This is a genomic window from Pseudomonas sp. BN606, assembly GCF_029873115.1.
GTDB lineage: Bacteria > Pseudomonadota > Gammaproteobacteria > Pseudomonadales > Pseudomonadaceae > Metapseudomonas.
Window position 1 is genome coordinate 68496 of the sequence record NZ_SSOF01000076.1, and the last position, 14398, is coordinate 82893.

Here is a 14398-nt window from a genome sequence, read left to right on the forward strand (position 1 = left end):
GCCGCCTTAGCGCTTTAGCGCTTCTGGATTTCCTGCAGTAAAGCATCGATTTCCTGGCGACGGCCCTGGTCGGCCAGTTCACGTCCGGGGCGCGGGGCGGCAGCCTTGGCTTTGAGCAGGGCCTCGCGCGCCTGTTCCGGGTGCCCCTGGCGATTGAGGTGATCGCCCCAGAAATACAGGCTGTCGATACCAGTCGGGTTGATCTGCAGCGCCTTGCGCAGCAGCTGATCGGCCTTGTCTTCGTCGCCGAAGCTGACGGGCCAGCCGGGAACGCGGTCGTAGAGCGCACCGAGGCTGGTGTAGGCCGAACCCTGCAGGGCTTGCGGGTCGAGCTGGATGGCGCGCTCAAGGGCGGCGCGGGCGTCCTTGACCTTGCCCAGTGCACCCAGTCCACCCTCGGCGCCGGCCCAACTGCTGGTGACAATGCCATGCCAGATCCAGGCCTCAGCGGCTTGTGGGGCGCTGCGGGTGAAGGCGCCACTCTGGGCGGCGAGTTTCTCGAACTCAGCAGCGCGCTGCTTCTCCGGCAACTGGTACTGGATTTCCGCCCAGCGTTTCTGGATGTCCGCCAGGCGCTGGCTGTCGCTGGCGTCGAGGGCCCATGCGGGGATGCTGAGGGCCAGGAGCAGGCCGAAAGCGCACAGTAGCTTGTTCATCATGAGTGGTCCTTGCCGTGGTGGAGGTTGCTGAAGCGGCGGATGATCGGCAGCTGCTTGTGCAGCGCGCGGTCCACCACGCCCGGCAGCATGCTGTTGAGGCGGACGAAAAATTTCTCCGGCCAGCCGAGGTAGAGCTCGCTGAGGTCTTTTTCGATGGCCGCGATCACCGCGCCGGCCACCTGTTCCGGCTCGTCCACGCCCACCTTGAGTTCGGCGTTGAGGGCCATGGCGGTCTGGCTGTTCATGCTGGTACGGGTGGCGCGCGGAGCGACGTATAGAACGTTCACAGGGGTGTCGGCCAGTTCCCGGCGCAGCGCCTCGGAAAAGCCGCGCAAGGCGAACTTGCTGGCGCAGTAGACGGCATAGCCGGGGTAGCCGATGGAACCGTAGGTGGAGCCCACGTTTACTACCAGGCCATGGCTTTGCTGACGCAGCAATGGCAGCAGGGCGCGGGTCAGTTGCAGGGTGGCGGTGACGTTGAGGGCAAGCATGTCTTCGATCTGCCCATCGTCCACCTGTTCCAACATGGCGAAGGCGTTCACCCCGGCTGCATTCATCAGGACGTTGATCCCGCCCATGCCGCGAGCCGCTTCCAGTGCGCGCTGGCGGCCTGCAGCCTGACGCAGGTCGGCGCCTACCCAGGACAATTGATGAGGAAAGCGTTGGCGCAATCCGGCCAGGGTTTCAGGGTGGCGGCTGACCGCCAACACCTGGGCGCCGCGCACGCAGAGTTGCTCGACCAGGGCCAGGCCAATACCGCCGCTGGCACCGGTGAGTAATACCCGGCAGTCAGCGAGCCGCATGGTCCACCTCACTGGCACGAGGCAGCCCTCGGAACATCTCGGCGTAGAGCTGGTAGACGACCTTTGCGGCGTGGATCACTGCCTGTTGGTCGTCTTCGTCTTCCAGGCGATCCATCAGGCGGCGGTAGGTGGCCATGTGATCCTGGTCGAGGGCTCCATGGGAGGACAGGTAGCTGAAGGCTTCCGCCGGCAGTCCGAGGCTCTCGCGGATGGTGCCCGCGGCCTGGGTCGCCAGGGCGATGCTGGTGCCTTCAAGCACGTTGACCATGCCGAACAGTCCCACCGGGTTGCCACGGGCGATCAGGTCGTAGAGGTAGGCGACCATCAGTTCGATGGCCAGCGAGGGGCGGCTAGTGCGGGCGGCCTCCGCGTCGCCTCCGCAGGCCCTGATGTCATCGAGAATCCAGCGTTCGTGGCCGTACTCCTCATCGATGTATTCGCACACGGCACCCCGCAGCCATTCGAGACGGGATGGCAGGCGCGCCCCGCAGGCCATCATCAGTGGCACGGTGTGGCGCACGTGGTGGTAGGCCTGGCCGAGGAAGGCTCGATAGCCCTCCAGACTGACCTGCCCGGCCAGGGCCTCGCGTATTACCGGCACATTGAACAGGGCATAGCGTTCCTGGGCCGTGGCGACTTGCAGCTGGTTGAAGAAACTCATGGTCTTACCTCGTTTTCGAGTTCGAGCAGGGGGCCGCGAAAGCGCTCGGCAATGGCGTCTCGGCGCAGGCGCCCGTTGCTGGTGAGCAGCCCGTCGGCGGCGCTGAAAGGAGCGGTCAGGCGGTACCAGGCCCTGACCCGTGCGTAGTCGGGGAGAGCCGCGTTGGCGCTGGCCACGGCATCCGCGAGGGTCTGTTCGTCGCACTGCGGGTCCAGCGGCCAGAGCAGGGCAAGGTTGCCGGGCAGGCCTTCGCCCTGGACGAACGCCTGGGCGATCACCCCGCGCTGCGTGAGTTCGGCTTCCACCCAGTCCGGATTCACATTGCGGCCAAAGCTGGTAATGAACTGGTGCTTCTTGCGGCCCTTGAGGTGCAGGTAGCCTTCGCTGTCGAACTCGCCCAGGTCGCCCGTGGGCCACCACTCACCTGCATGGGGCGTCTCGCCGAGGTAGCCGAGCAGGGCGGAACCGCTGACCTGCACTTCGCCATCCTCCGCCAGACGCACCTGCACATGGGGCAGGGGTTTGCCGACGCTGCCCGGGCGATTGGCACCGGGGCGGTTCAGGCAGACTACCGACGCACATTCGGAGAGACCGTAACCCTCGAACACCGGTAGACCGATCCGTGCCGCGCGGGTCAGCAGATCCTGCGAGACCCGTGCGCCGCCCACTGCGACGAAGCGGAACTGCGCGGCGCTGAGGTGGTTGCGTTCGATCGCGGTAACCAGGCCCAGCAACAACTGCGGCACCAGGATCAGGCTCTGGGCGCCACTGAGTACGAGCGTGGCGAGCAGCTTCGGCCAGTCCACCCCGCTGGCACCCTGGATGCCGAGCTGCCGCTGCGGCAGCACCGTGACGCAGGCGCCGGCAATCAACGCGGCGTAGACCCCGAGGTTCTCCAGCAGGACGGCCATTGGCAGCACGGCAAGGTAGTGTGCCGGTGCGGTGGGGCGGCTGGCGATTTCCAGTTCCTGGCTGACCCGAAGCAGGGCTTGCGCACCAAGGCAGACACCCTTGGGCTGGCCGGTGGTGCCTGAGGTGTAGGTGATTTTGGCAGTGTCGGCGGGCAGGGCGGTGCGGCCGACTCCGGACCGACGCCAGAGGGTTCCATCCGAATGAAATCCGGCGTCTTCCAGGTCGGCGGTGAAGCCGTCGTCCACCACCGCCAGGCCGACCTGGCATTGCTCCAGACAGTGGGCGCGCTGCTGGGGGCTGAAGAAAGGTGGCAGGGTCAGGCAGGGGCGTCCGGCAAACAGGGCGGCCAGGTCCCAGAGCAGCGCCTCGGGTCCGTTGTCCAGACCGAGGGCGAGCACGCCTTCGGGCTCGCTGCGCAGCAGACCTTCACGCCGCTCCACTTCGGCCAGCAACTGGGCGTAGGTATAGCGCCGGGTATCCCCGCGGATGGCCAGGGGCATCGGCAGGTGGTTGGCATGCTCGCGCAACCGCTCGCGCAGGGCTTCAGGCTGCATGGTGGGCAGTCCTGTCGATATCGGGAAAGCCCAGGCGGGCGAGTACGCCGTTGCGCTGCAACAGCTCGAAGCCAAGGCGGATGTTGCCGGTAAACACCTGGGGTTTCTGCTCGTAGTAGGTGCCCCATTGCTCTTGCGCTTCCCCGAGACGGCCGGGGTCGGCTGCGCCGAGTGGCTGAGGTTCAAGGCCCAGGCGGCGGAAGCTGTTGATCAGTCCCGGGGCGCCGGTGAACACCACCCATTCAAGGCCTCGCAGGTTCAGGAGCCAGGTCACGGCGACGATGATCAGCCGGGCATTGCCGACGTTGATCGAGGCCAGGTTGCCCACTTCCACCACTTGCTCGCGCCGTACCGACTGGCCCGCTAGATCGGCGATCAGCGATTCCGCTGGCCGCTCCAGGTATTGCTCGAGGAACAGCGGTCCGTGTTCGGCGAGGCGAATGCCGGTCGCGGCGCTGAGTGCCCCGTGGTGATTGCGCAGGCTGAGCAGCTCCGGCATGAACTGGCGGATATCCGCGCCATGGGCGCTGAGGAACCGACGATGGACGAAATCCTCGACCTGACTGCGTCCTGGAACGCCGGGCAGCAGAAGCGACAAGGAGTGTTGTTGCGAATTCAGACCGAAATGGAATGGGAACAGGGCGCTCCACTCGTCGCTGTTCATCAGTAGCCCTCCAGGAGCTTTGCGGATGGAGGGCAGTATCTGCGGGAAGTCTTAAGGGACCCTGAAGATGGCGGTGATGCGCGTTTACAGGAAAGGGCTGTCAGCTACTGAGCTTCAGGGCGCTTTCGAGGCTTAGCCACTCATCGGTGTGCTGCCAGTGGGTTGCCCAGATTGCCAGTTGGTCTGCGGGCATGGGGCGGGCGATGCCATACCCCTGGGCCAGGTGACAGCCCATTCGCCGCAGCTGTCGGGTATGCTCGCGCGTTTCCACACCTTCGGCGATGACATCGAGCTTGAAGGTGTTCGCGAGCTGAATCACTCCTTCCACGATGCCGAGGTCTTCCGGATCGATGAGCATGTTGCGTATGAAACTCTGGTCGATCTTCAGAATCTGGACCGGTAGTTTGCGCAGGTAGGTGAGTGATGAGTAGCCGGTGCCAAAGTCGTCGATGGCAAAGCGCACACCCAGCGATCGACACAGTCGAAGCACGTCGATGGCTTGATCCATATCCGCTATGGCCGCGCTTTCGAGTATTTCGAGTTCGATGTGTCCGGGAGGAAGGGTGGCGTGATTGGCCAGGGTCTGGCGCATCAATTCGTGAAAGCCGGGATGCAGCAGCTGGCTGGCGCTGACATTGATGCTCACGCTGATATCCAGGTGCATGTCGTACCAGCGCGCTGCCTGGGCTACCGCCTCGCGGATCACCCACTCACCGATGGGACGCTCCAGATCGCTGCCATGGACGGAGGGCAGGAACTCGCTGGGGGAGCGCATCCCCTGTAGTGGGTCATGCCAGCGCAGCAGCGCCTCTACACCCAGGAGCTGACCGTTCTGCAGGTCCACCTGGGGTTGGTAATAGAGGCGGAACTGATTGCCGTCCAGGGCGGCTCGCAGGTGTTCCAGTTGGGTGCGGCGTTTCTGGGCCTTGCGATCACTTTCCGGGTCGAACAAGTGATAACGGTTCTTGCCCGCCTGCTTGGCCAGGTACATGGCCTGGTCGGCGTGACGGAGCAACGTGTCGGGGTCTGCCTGGTCGTTCGGATACAAGCTAACGCCGATGCTGGCGGAAACGCTGAGTCGCTTGCCGCCCACGTCCACCTCCTTGCTGGCCGCAGCAAGCATGCGATCCAGGGCCAGGGCACATTCCTCTGGCGAGGCGATATCCGAGAGCAGCAGCGCGAACTCGTCGCCACCCAGCCGCGCCAGCGTGTCGTCACCGCGTAGTACCTGCCTGAGATTTTCAGCGATGCCAATCAGGAGGGCATCGCCGTTGATTGGGCCGTAGTCGTCGTTGATGGCCTTGAATCCATCCAGATCCATGAAACACACCGCAAGGGTCTTGTTGCTGCGCGCGGCGCGCATGACTGCCTGCTGGAGACGGTCTGTGAGCAAGCGGCGATTGGGCAGGCCCGTGAGTGGATCGTAGTGGGCGATACGGTCGAGCTCCGCTTCGTGGGCCTTGATCTGGCTGATGTCGGTGAACACACCGATGTAGTGCTGCACGCCCCCGCTTTCGTTCCGAGCCACCGAGATGGACAGAATCTCCGCATAGATCTCGCCGTTCTTGCGCCTGTTCCAGATTTCTCCCCGCCAGAATCCGTCGTGGTCGAGGTTGCCCCACATCTTGCGATAGAACTCTGGACCGTGAACGCCGGACGACAGCACTTTTGGCGACTTGCCCAGCACTTCGTCAAGGGCATAGCCGGTGATGCGGGAGAAGGCTGGGTTGACCTTGGTGATGGACTTCCGCGGACTGACCATCATGATCCCCTGATGGCTGCTCTCGAACACCACGGCAGCCTCCGCAAGGTCCCGCTCGATGCGCTTGCGCTCGGTGATGTCGCGAGATATCCCGAACAGCCCGACACCCTGGCCATTCGCGTCGAGCATCGGCCCTTTGGTTACCAGGAAATCCAGTGCCTTGCCGTCTTCGGTGACCAGGTGTTCCTCATGGGTCACCGTGGTACCGGCCGCCATGACCTCCTTGTCCTTGGAGACGATCTCGTGAGCGGAGTCCGCGGGAAACAATTCGAAGTCGTCATGACCGACGATAGCCGCGGGGGGTTTGCCGACATAACGCGCGGCAGCGTGGTTGACCAGCAGGTAGCGACCGCGCCTGTCCTTGACGAATACCGCGTCGGAGGTTCCGGAGACCACCGAGTCGAGAAGCCGGCGTTGGAGGTTGGCCTTGCGCAGGGAGCGTTGTAGGGATTCGGCGAGCAAGCTCACGATCAGGCCGTTGAGCACCAGTGCGCCCAGTTGTACCTGGTCGTCGGGGAGGTTTATGTAGAAGCTGTGACTGGGCTCCATCGTTAAATTACCGATCCCGAATGCGGAGAGTCCGGTGGCCAGCAGGCCCGCGCCCAGCCCACCGATCAGCGCGCTCATCACGATTGGCAGCATGAACAGAATGAGCAGCGACCTCTCGCCGAATGCTGAAGCCAGATGCTCCCGCGCAGCCAGCATGGCCAGGCTGAGTGCCCCGGCGAACAGGTAGGTCAGCCAGCGTGGATACCGGCGCTGGCCCGCACTCACGGTCACCGTCGGTGCGTTACCTGATTGCGCGGGGGGAACGGTATTGAGGGCGAAGTAGAGCAGGAAGCTGGTCGACAGGACGAAGAACGCACCTTTGCCAACGGAAAGCCAGCTCTGGATCTAGCCCTCCGTCAAGGTGAACAGCAGCCGGTCGGAGAGGGCGATCCACGTCAAGGCAAGCAAGCCGTAGCAAGTGGTGACCATCCAGATGAAACGGCGTCTTGGTGGCGTAACCATACGGGCTCGACCTTCCATTGATTGACTACAGGTCCAGGAGAACAATGCAGGTCGCAGGCCAGGCAGATTCTCGCCGGGCGCCTCACCGTTATTAGTGGTCTAGCTCGATAATTGGCTATTCGCCATCATATGGGCGTTTCCCCCTCGTTGTTTCACCTGATACATCGCGGCATCCGCCGCCGCAAGAAGCGCTTCCGGGGCGGTACCGTTCTCGGGATAGCGTGCAATGCCGATGCTTGCACTGAGGGCGCAGGTCCGCCCGTCGATTCGATAGGGGCGGGCGATGCGCCGAACCAGGCCTGCCGCCAGGGCTTCCAGATAGGGCACCTCTTGTGGGCCGAGTATCAGAATCACGAACTCATCACCGCTGAGCCGGGCGACCAGGTCGCTCTTTCGTACGCCGCTACGCAGACGACCGGCAACGGCTATCAGCAGTTTGTCGCCGTAGGAATGGCCGTAGGCGTCATTGACCGGTTTGAACTTGTCCAGGTCGATGAACATCACGGCCAGTGCGACGCTGCTCTGCTTTGGGTCCTGCAGCACTTGCGCCATGCGATCAAAGAGCAGGCGCCTGTTCGGAAGACGGGTCAGTGCATCGTGCCTGGCTTCGAAGTTCACCAGGGATCGCTCGTGGTCGGCCTGGGTGAAGCTGTGCTGGATGGCCAGCAGGTGGCTCACCTGGCCCTGGTCATCCATCAGCGGCGTGATGACCTGGTTCACCCTGTAGTGATGCCCATCCCTGGCTCGCTCCAGTAGTTCTCCCTGCCAGGGCTCGCCTTTCAGCACGGTGTTCCAGAGTTGCTCATAGAACTCAGGGGGCTGTGCTCCCGAGTTGAGCAAGGCTGGCGTCTTGCCCAGCAACTCGTCGAGCGAGTAGCCGCTGTGCCGGCAGAAAGCCGGATTAGCCCATTCAATGCGTCCATTGCGGTCGGTGATCAAGATGGCATTGGCGGCGCCTTCCATAGCTTCGGCCAGTAGTTGCCTGTCGTACTCGTTCAAGAGAGGTACTCCAGCACGGCAAGAGGCTGTGTCTGTCTTCAACTCTAAGCGGTGGACAGTGAGATTTTTTTGACCGGCATCAGGGGATGGCACAGGGCCATTGCCCGTCTGCGTGGGTGTGTCCATCACGGAAGGGCGTTTCCCGGGGTGCACTTGGCCAACGCGGGGGGCTGACTTTGGCTTGCAGCGATTTGGTCATCGAATGGTCATGCGCAGTGGTCATCCTGCAAGCAGGAACAGAAAGGGCACAGGAAGTGCCAGGGTGCAAATTGAAGCTGCCGGCGATGGCAGCTTTTTTTTTGCTCGCGGCAAGGCGTAGGAGCGAGCTTGCTCGCGAAAGAACGCGTTCGGAAGGTTCGCGAGCAAGCTCGTTCCTACAAGTTGCGCGTCGAGCGTTACGCAGCCCTCATCAAAGCTTGTAGCCGATCTGCCTGAGCAGGCCCTTGCGCCAGGCGATGTCGTCTTCGCCTTCGATGCCCCTGGGTGAAAATCCGTCCACGACGCCGAGCACACCACGGCCCTGCTCGGTCTCGACGAGAATGACCTGGGTGGGATTGGCGGTGGCGCAGTAGATGTGGCAAATCTCCGGCACCAGCTTCAGGTTGTTGAGCACATTGATCGGGAAGAAGCCTTCGCCGAGGAAGACGATGAAGCTGTGCCCGGCACCTATGTTCAAGGCGTTGTTGCGGGCGAGTTCGAGCATCGCCTCATCGGTGCCAGAGCAACGCACCAGGCAGCTGCCGGAGGCTTCGCAAAAGGCCAGGCCGAAGCGGATGCCGGGCACGCTGCCCACCAGGGCTTCGTGGATGTCTTCGACGGACTTGATGAAGTGGGTCTGGCCGAAGATGAAATTGATCGATTCCGGCTTGTCGATGCTGACGCTGATGAGTTGCATGTGTGCGTCTCCAGCCCCCATGGCACAAGCATAGTCAGGGGATAGCCCGGTATCGGTCGGATATGCGTGGCAGCAGACCGTTCTGCGTTCGACCTGAAAAGCAGAAAACCCGGCATTGGCCGGGTTTTTTGCAGAGGTTGGCGCCTTATTCGGTACTCAGCACGCCGCGACGGATCTGGTCGCGTTCGATGGATTCGAACAAGGCCTTGAAGTTGCCTTCACCAAAACCGTCGTCGCCCTTGCGCTGGATGAACTCGAAGAACACTGGCCCCATGAGGGTTTCCGAGAAGATCTGCAATAGCAGACGCTTGCTGCCGCCTTCAGTGGTGCCGTCCAGCAGGATGCCGCGTGATTGCAGCTCGCCTTCCGGTTCGCCATGGTCCGGCAGGCGGCCCTGAAGCATCTCGTAGTAGGTGGCCGGCGGCGCGGTCATGAAGCGCATGCCGAGGGCTTTCAGTTCGTCCCAGGTCTTGATCAGGTCATCGGTGAAGAAGGCCACGTGCTGGATGCCTTCGCCGTTGAACTGCATCAGGAACTCTTCGATCTGGCCCGCGCCCTTGGAGGACTCTTCGTTCAGCGGGATGCGGATCATGCCATCCGGCGCGGTCATGGCCTTGGAGGTCAGGCCGGTGTACTCGCCCTTGATGTCGAAGTAACGGATCTCGCGGAAGTTGAACAGCTTCTCGTAGAAGTCCGCCCAGTAGGCCATGCGGCCGCGATAAACGTTGTGGGTCAGGTGGTCGATGAACTTCAGGCCGGCACCTTTCGGGTGGCGGTCGACACCTTCGATGAATTCGAAGTCGATGTCATAGATCGAGGAACCTTCACCGAAACGGTCGATCAGGTACAGCGGCGCACCGCCGATGCCCTTGATCGCCGGCAGGCGCAGTTCCATAGGACCGGTGGGAATCTCGATGGGCTGGGCACCCAGTTCCAGGGCGCGGGCGTAGGCCTGGTGGGCATTCTTCACGCGGAAGGCCATGCCGCAGACGGACGGGCCATGCTCGGCGGCGAAGTAGGCGGCCTGGCTCTTGGGCTCGTTGTTGAGGATCAGGTTGATCTCGCCCTGGCGATACAGGTGCACGTCCTTGGAACGGTGGGTGGCGACCTTGGTGAAGCCCATCATCGCGAAGACGGGCTCCAGGGCATTCGGGGTGGGGGACGCGAACTCGATGAATTCAAAGCCCATCAGGCCCATGGGGTTTTCGAACATGTCAGCCATTTTTTGGCACCTCAAGCAATTGATTGGAAGTTATAGGTCAATGCGAGGTGGCAGCCGGTGGCGCGCAGGAAATGCCGCGTACGCTGCGGGCGAGGTAGTCGCCGATGGTGACTTTGAATCCGAGGCTTTGCATGGACGTTGCCTCAGGCCGGTTTATCGGCTTGCTGGTCGGGGTGCGCCTGGATGAAGGCCGGATGCTCGAGGGCGAGGCCTTCTACCCGGGCGATCTTCGGATAGTGTGACAGGTCCAGCTCGAAACGGCGGGCGGCATAGACCTGCGGTAGCAGGTAGACGTCAGCCAGCCCCGGTTCGCCAAAGCAGAATCCTTCGTTGCCTATGAGGGCTTCGACCGCGCTGAAGCCTTCCGCGATCCAATGACGAATCCAGTTCATCACCTCGGCTTCCTCCACATTGAGGCCGCGCAGGCGGTTGAGCACCGCGACGTTGTGCAGCGGGTGGATATCGCAGCCGATGATGGCCGCCACCGCGCGCTGGCTGGCGCGTGCTTCCAGGCCCTGCGGCAGGAGAGCCGGCTGGGGATGGCGTTCTTCCAGGTATTCGATGATGGCGGGCGACTGGGTCAGTACCTGGCCGTCGTCGGTGCGCAGGCTGGGCACGCGACCCTGGGGATTGAGTGCCTTGTATTCGGGGCTGTGTTGCTGGCCGCCGTCCTGGATCAGGTTGACCGGGATATGCCGGGCTTCCAGTCCCTTCAGGGCCAGGGCGATGCGCACCCGGTAGGAAGAGGTGGAGCGGTAATAGGTGTAGAGGTCCATGGCAATCGCTCGGCGGCAGGCGTTCCGGTGTGAGGTCCCGGTGCCGGCATTATTGTTTTCGTAATCAATTTACACTTTGCGTAATTTGCGGGCTGGGGGCGGGGCTGTCAAGCGCGACGCTACGAGGGCACGGCCTTGTAGGAGCGATTTCAATCGCGAATCGGGCCGCAGGCACCGAAGGGTGCCGGGGTGCACCTACACGCGGCGCGTCGCGAATGAATTCGCTCCCACAATGGCGCCGGAAAAAAAGGCCCCGCATCGAGCGGGGCCTGTTCGTCAGTGGATCATCACTGGTTCTGCTTGGCGTCCTGTACGCCCGCCGTGTTGTTCAACAGACTGCCGGTGGCCGTTTGCAGGAAGGCTTCCAGGTACTTCTGCAGATGCGGGTCGCTGTCGCCGGGGACGCGCTCGACCTTGGCATCGGCACCCAATTGGTATTGGTACAGACGCGCCGGGAAGTCCTTGGGCTGCACCAGGATGCGGTCGCTGCTGACAATGGCCACGGTCTGGTCGCTGCCGGACGGCTTGATCACGCCGATGCCCGGATCGCCTTCCGGCAGGTTGAGCAGGTCGCGACCCCAGCACTGGTGGCGTACATCACCGCCCAGGCGGCCCATGATGGTGGGCACGACGTCGATCTGGGTGCCGACGGTGTGGTTGAGGTCGCCGAACTTTTCCTGCACGCCGGGGCCGATCAGCAGCAGCGGCACGTTGAAGCGGAACAGGTCCATCTCGGTGAGTTGCTTGTCGCTGCCGAAACCATGGTCGCCCACTACCACGAACAGCGTGTCCTTGAAGTAGGGCTCCTTGCGCGCCTTCTCGAAGAACTGGCCCAGGGCCCAGTCGGAGTAGCGCATGGCGGTCAGGTGCTCGTCATGGGCACCGTGGCCGGTGACCTTGTCCACCGGCAGATCCACCGGCAGGGCATAGGGCGTGTGGTTGGAAAGGGTTTGCAGCAGGGCGTAGAACGGCTTGTCTGTGGGCATCTTCGCCAGCTCGGCGGCGCCCCGGTCGAACATGTCCTGGTCGGATACGCCCCAAGTCTTGTCCATGAATACCGGGTTGACGAAGTCTTCGCGGCCAATGAAGCGGGTCATGCCCTGGTTGCTGAAGAAGCCGGACTGGTTATCCCACTGGAAGTTGCCGTTGTAGACGTAGAGGTCGTTGTAGTCGCGAGTGCTGAGCAGTTGTGGCAGGCCGGAGAACTTGTGCGCACCCTCCGGGGTACGCATCAGGTACTCGAAGCTCGGCAGGTTGGGGAAGCAGGCCATAGTGGCGAACATCCCCTGATGGGTATGGGTACCGTTGGAGAAGAAGCGGTCGAACAGCAGTCCCTCCTTGGCCAGCTTGTCGAAGTAGGGCGTGATACCCGCATCGCTGCCCATGGCACCGACCCAGCGGCCGGCGAAGCTCTCCATCAGGATCACCACCACGTTCTTGATCGGCAGGGTGCCTTCAACTGGTGGGGTGAAATCACGACGGATGGCGGCGGTGTCGGCGTCCACCAGCTTGTCGTTGGGGGTCAGCAGCATCTGGCGCACGGTGGCCAGGGCTTCATCCTCGGGCAGCGTGGACTTCCAGGCGTTGTCGCGGTGGGAGGAGAAGCTGTTCTTGGCCGCGTCTACCAGGGTCAAGGTGCCGTTAAGCCCCAGCTGGTTGGCGAACATCGAATCGGTGGTGAAGGCATCACCCCAGCGCAGCGGCGGACCCTGGCGCAGGTGGCCACGGACGGCGACCACTGCGATCACCAGGCAGACCATGAAGATCGCCACGCGGCTGAACCAGGGTGCGGTTGCACGGTTTTTTGGCCGGGTGTTCACGACGCTGGACGCGCGCGGACGGCTGATCAGGTCCAGGCCACGGAACATCAGGTACAGCAAGGTGGTGGCAAGGGCCCAGGCGATCAGGTAGCGACCCACCGGGAAGCCGTTCCAGATCATGCTGGCAACTGTGCCCAGGTCTTCCTGCAGGTACTGGAACACCAGGCTGTTCAGGCGCTGGTGGAACTCCCGGTAGAAGTCCAGCTCGCTGATCCCGAGGAACAGGGTGAGGCTGGCGAAGAAGGTCAGCCAGAGCCGGTGCAGGCCGCGGGCGGCCATGGCGGGGACGCTGAGCAGCGATAGCAGCAGCGGAACCAGGGCGAACACCACGACACGCATGTCGAAGCGCAGGCCGTTATAGAAGGCTTCGACGAAGACCGAGGCCGGGCTATCGCCGATCTGGTCACTGTTGTACGTCAGCAATGCCACCCGGAGCAGGGTGTACATCAGCATCAACGCGACGGCGCTGAGCAGGGTGAAGGCCAGGTGGCTCTTGACGGTGGGGGTGTCCAGGTTGAACGAGGACTGCCGGGTGGCTACAGGTTCCTGTGCGGTCATGCGATCAAGCATCCATTGGTCTACTCAGGGCGGGGCGGCACCTTTGGAGGTGAACGATGCCGGGGGTCAAGTAGATCACCTGATGGCACATTGGTTCCAGTTAGGTCCGCCGAAAGGGCCGGACATTGCCAGAGGGAATGTGAAGAAAACGTCGAATGGCGTCGTGCGGCGACGCCGAGATGTGTCGGGTTGTTTCGTCGGATCGGGGCCAGGTGACTGTCAGTCGGGCGTCCTGAGGCCCGCCAGTTTCTCTGGATTGCGCACGATGTAGATGTTACTGACTCGACCTTCGTCGTCGTAGGCGAAGGTGACTGAGGCCGCGATTTCGTCGCCGTGTACGAGGATCACCCCACGCCCGCCATTGAGCTCGGTGGGCAACCAGTCGTAGTCGCTCCAGTAGCCGCGCAGGGAACCGAAGATGAACGCCAGCACCTCGGCCTTGCCATGCAGGATGTGGCCCAGGGTCGGCACCTTGCCGCCGCCATCGGCGCACAGCTCCACCTCTTCCGAGAGCAGGGCGGTCAGCCCGGCGGTGGCGCCGCTGGCGATGGCCACCTGGAAGGCTTCGAGCAATTGCTCCTGGTGTTCGCGCGGCGGCTGGTGGCGCACCTTGCCTCCGGCCAGGCCCATGCGGGCGCGGGATACCAGCTTGCGGCAGGTCGCGTCTTGCACGCCGATGGCGCGGGCTACGTCCGGGTAGTCCAGGTCGAAAATCTCGTAAAGGAGGTAGGCCGCCCGCTCCCGTGGCGTGAGGCGTTCCAGCAGCAGGAGGAAGGCGGTGGATAGCGAGGAGGAGAGTTCCAGCAGGATTTCCGGGGACTCCGTGACTTCGCTGTGGATGGGCTCTGGCAGCCAGGTGCCGACGTACTCCACTCGTGCCCGGTGGCCAAGGCGCAACTGGTCGATGCAGTGGCGAGTGCAGAGAGTGGTCAGCCAGGCGCGCGGGCTGTCCAGCGATTCGGGATCGCTCTCGCGCCACTTGAGGAAGGTTTCCTGTACCGCGTCCTCGGCGTCGCTGCGCGAGCCGAGAATGCGGTAGGCCAGGTTCAGCAGGTAGCGGCGACTGTCTTCGAAGACAGCCGTGGCATCGGCGGTTGTCACG

The 14398-nt window shown here is 63.1% G+C and carries 12 protein-coding genes; all 12 read right to left on the reverse strand.

Annotated features, from left to right (window positions below; translation table 11 throughout):
* Positions 1-14 precede the first annotated feature (14 nt).
* The 12 genes from E8E75_RS18755 to sigJ all read right to left on the reverse strand — a co-directional run bounded on the left by E8E75_RS18755 (position 15) and on the right by sigJ (position 14397).
* Positions 15-656, reverse strand: a complete 642-nt coding sequence (locus E8E75_RS18755; RefSeq protein WP_120649830.1) for a hypothetical protein — start codon at positions 654-656, stop codon at positions 15-17.
* On the reverse strand, positions 656-1462 hold the full coding sequence (locus E8E75_RS18760) for an SDR family oxidoreductase (RefSeq protein WP_120649831.1): 807 nt from the start codon (positions 1460-1462) through the stop codon (positions 656-658). The genes E8E75_RS18755 and E8E75_RS18760 overlap by 1 nt, the downstream gene beginning before the upstream one ends.
* Complete coding sequence (locus E8E75_RS18765; protein ID WP_153917318.1) at positions 1449-2123, reverse strand: iron-containing redox enzyme family protein; 675 nt, start codon at positions 2121-2123, stop codon at positions 1449-1451. Before E8E75_RS18765 ends, E8E75_RS18760 begins: the two co-directional genes overlap by 14 nt.
* Positions 2120-3589, reverse strand: coding sequence for an AMP-binding protein (locus E8E75_RS18770; protein ID WP_120649833.1), 1470 nt, complete (start codon positions 3587-3589; stop codon positions 2120-2122). The genes E8E75_RS18765 and E8E75_RS18770 overlap by 4 nt, the downstream gene beginning before the upstream one ends.
* Positions 3579-4253 (reverse strand): thermostable hemolysin, encoded by a 675-nt coding sequence (locus tag E8E75_RS18775; RefSeq protein ID WP_120649834.1) that lies wholly within the window; start codon positions 4251-4253, stop codon positions 3579-3581. Before E8E75_RS18775 ends, E8E75_RS18770 begins: the two co-directional genes overlap by 11 nt.
* A 100-nt stretch (positions 4254-4353) precedes the next feature.
* Positions 4354-6795, reverse strand: a complete 2442-nt coding sequence (locus E8E75_RS18780) for an EAL domain-containing protein (protein ID WP_218584146.1) — start codon at positions 6793-6795, stop codon at positions 4354-4356.
* A 330-nt stretch (positions 6796-7125) separates the two neighbouring features.
* Positions 7126-8025 (reverse strand): GGDEF domain-containing protein, encoded by a 900-nt coding sequence (locus E8E75_RS18785; RefSeq protein ID WP_120649836.1) that lies wholly within the window; start codon positions 8023-8025, stop codon positions 7126-7128.
* A gap of 409 nt (positions 8026-8434) precedes the next feature.
* Positions 8435-8920, reverse strand: coding sequence for an adenosine-specific kinase (locus E8E75_RS18790; protein WP_120649837.1), 486 nt, complete (start codon positions 8918-8920; stop codon positions 8435-8437).
* A 145-nt stretch (positions 8921-9065) separates the two neighbouring features.
* Positions 9066-10142 (reverse strand): 4-hydroxyphenylpyruvate dioxygenase, encoded by a 1077-nt coding sequence (hppD, locus tag E8E75_RS18795; protein WP_120649838.1) that lies wholly within the window; start codon positions 10140-10142, stop codon positions 9066-9068.
* 143 nt (positions 10143-10285) lie between these two features.
* Entirely contained in the window at positions 10286-10918 is a 633-nt protein-coding gene (gene maiA, locus E8E75_RS18800) for a maleylacetoacetate isomerase (RefSeq protein WP_120649839.1), read from the reverse strand.
* A 287-nt stretch (positions 10919-11205) separates the two neighbouring features.
* Complete coding sequence (locus E8E75_RS18805; protein WP_153917320.1) at positions 11206-13296, reverse strand: LTA synthase family protein; 2091 nt, start codon at positions 13294-13296, stop codon at positions 11206-11208.
* Between the two features lie 219 nt (positions 13297-13515).
* Positions 13516-14397, reverse strand: a complete 882-nt coding sequence (gene sigJ / locus E8E75_RS18810) for an RNA polymerase sigma factor SigJ (protein WP_280359632.1) — start codon at positions 14395-14397, stop codon at positions 13516-13518.
* Position 14398 lies beyond the last annotated feature (1 nt).

What these genes read in the sequence shown, in the direction of transcription:
- E8E75_RS18755 (WP_120649830.1), bottom strand. Translation starts at nt 656, where the DNA reads ATGAACAAGCTACTGTGCGCTTTCGGCCTGCTCCTGGCCCTCAGCATC.
- E8E75_RS18760 (WP_120649831.1), bottom strand. Translation starts at nt 1,462, where the DNA reads ATGCGGCTCGCTGACTGCCGGGTATTACTCACCGGTGCCAGCGGCGGT.
- E8E75_RS18765 (WP_153917318.1), bottom strand. Translation starts at nt 2,123, where the DNA reads ATGAGTTTCTTCAACCAGCTGCAAGTCGCCACGGCCCAGGAACGCTAT.
- E8E75_RS18770 (WP_120649833.1), bottom strand. Translation starts at nt 3,589, where the DNA reads ATGCAGCCTGAAGCCCTGCGCGAGCGGTTGCGCGAGCATGCCAACCAC.
- E8E75_RS18775 (WP_120649834.1), bottom strand. Translation starts at nt 4,253, where the DNA reads ATGAACAGCGACGAGTGGAGCGCCCTGTTCCCATTCCATTTCGGTCTG.
- E8E75_RS18790 (WP_120649837.1), bottom strand. Translation starts at nt 8,920, where the DNA reads ATGCAACTCATCAGCGTCAGCATCGACAAGCCGGAATCGATCAATTTC.
- hppD (WP_120649838.1), bottom strand. Translation starts at nt 10,142, where the DNA reads ATGGCTGACATGTTCGAAAACCCCATGGGCCTGATGGGCTTTGAATTC.
- maiA (WP_120649839.1), bottom strand. Translation starts at nt 10,918, where the DNA reads ATGGACCTCTACACCTATTACCGCTCCACCTCTTCCTACCGGGTGCGC.
- E8E75_RS18805 (WP_153917320.1), bottom strand. Translation starts at nt 13,296, where the DNA reads ATGACCGCACAGGAACCTGTAGCCACCCGGCAGTCCTCGTTCAACCTG.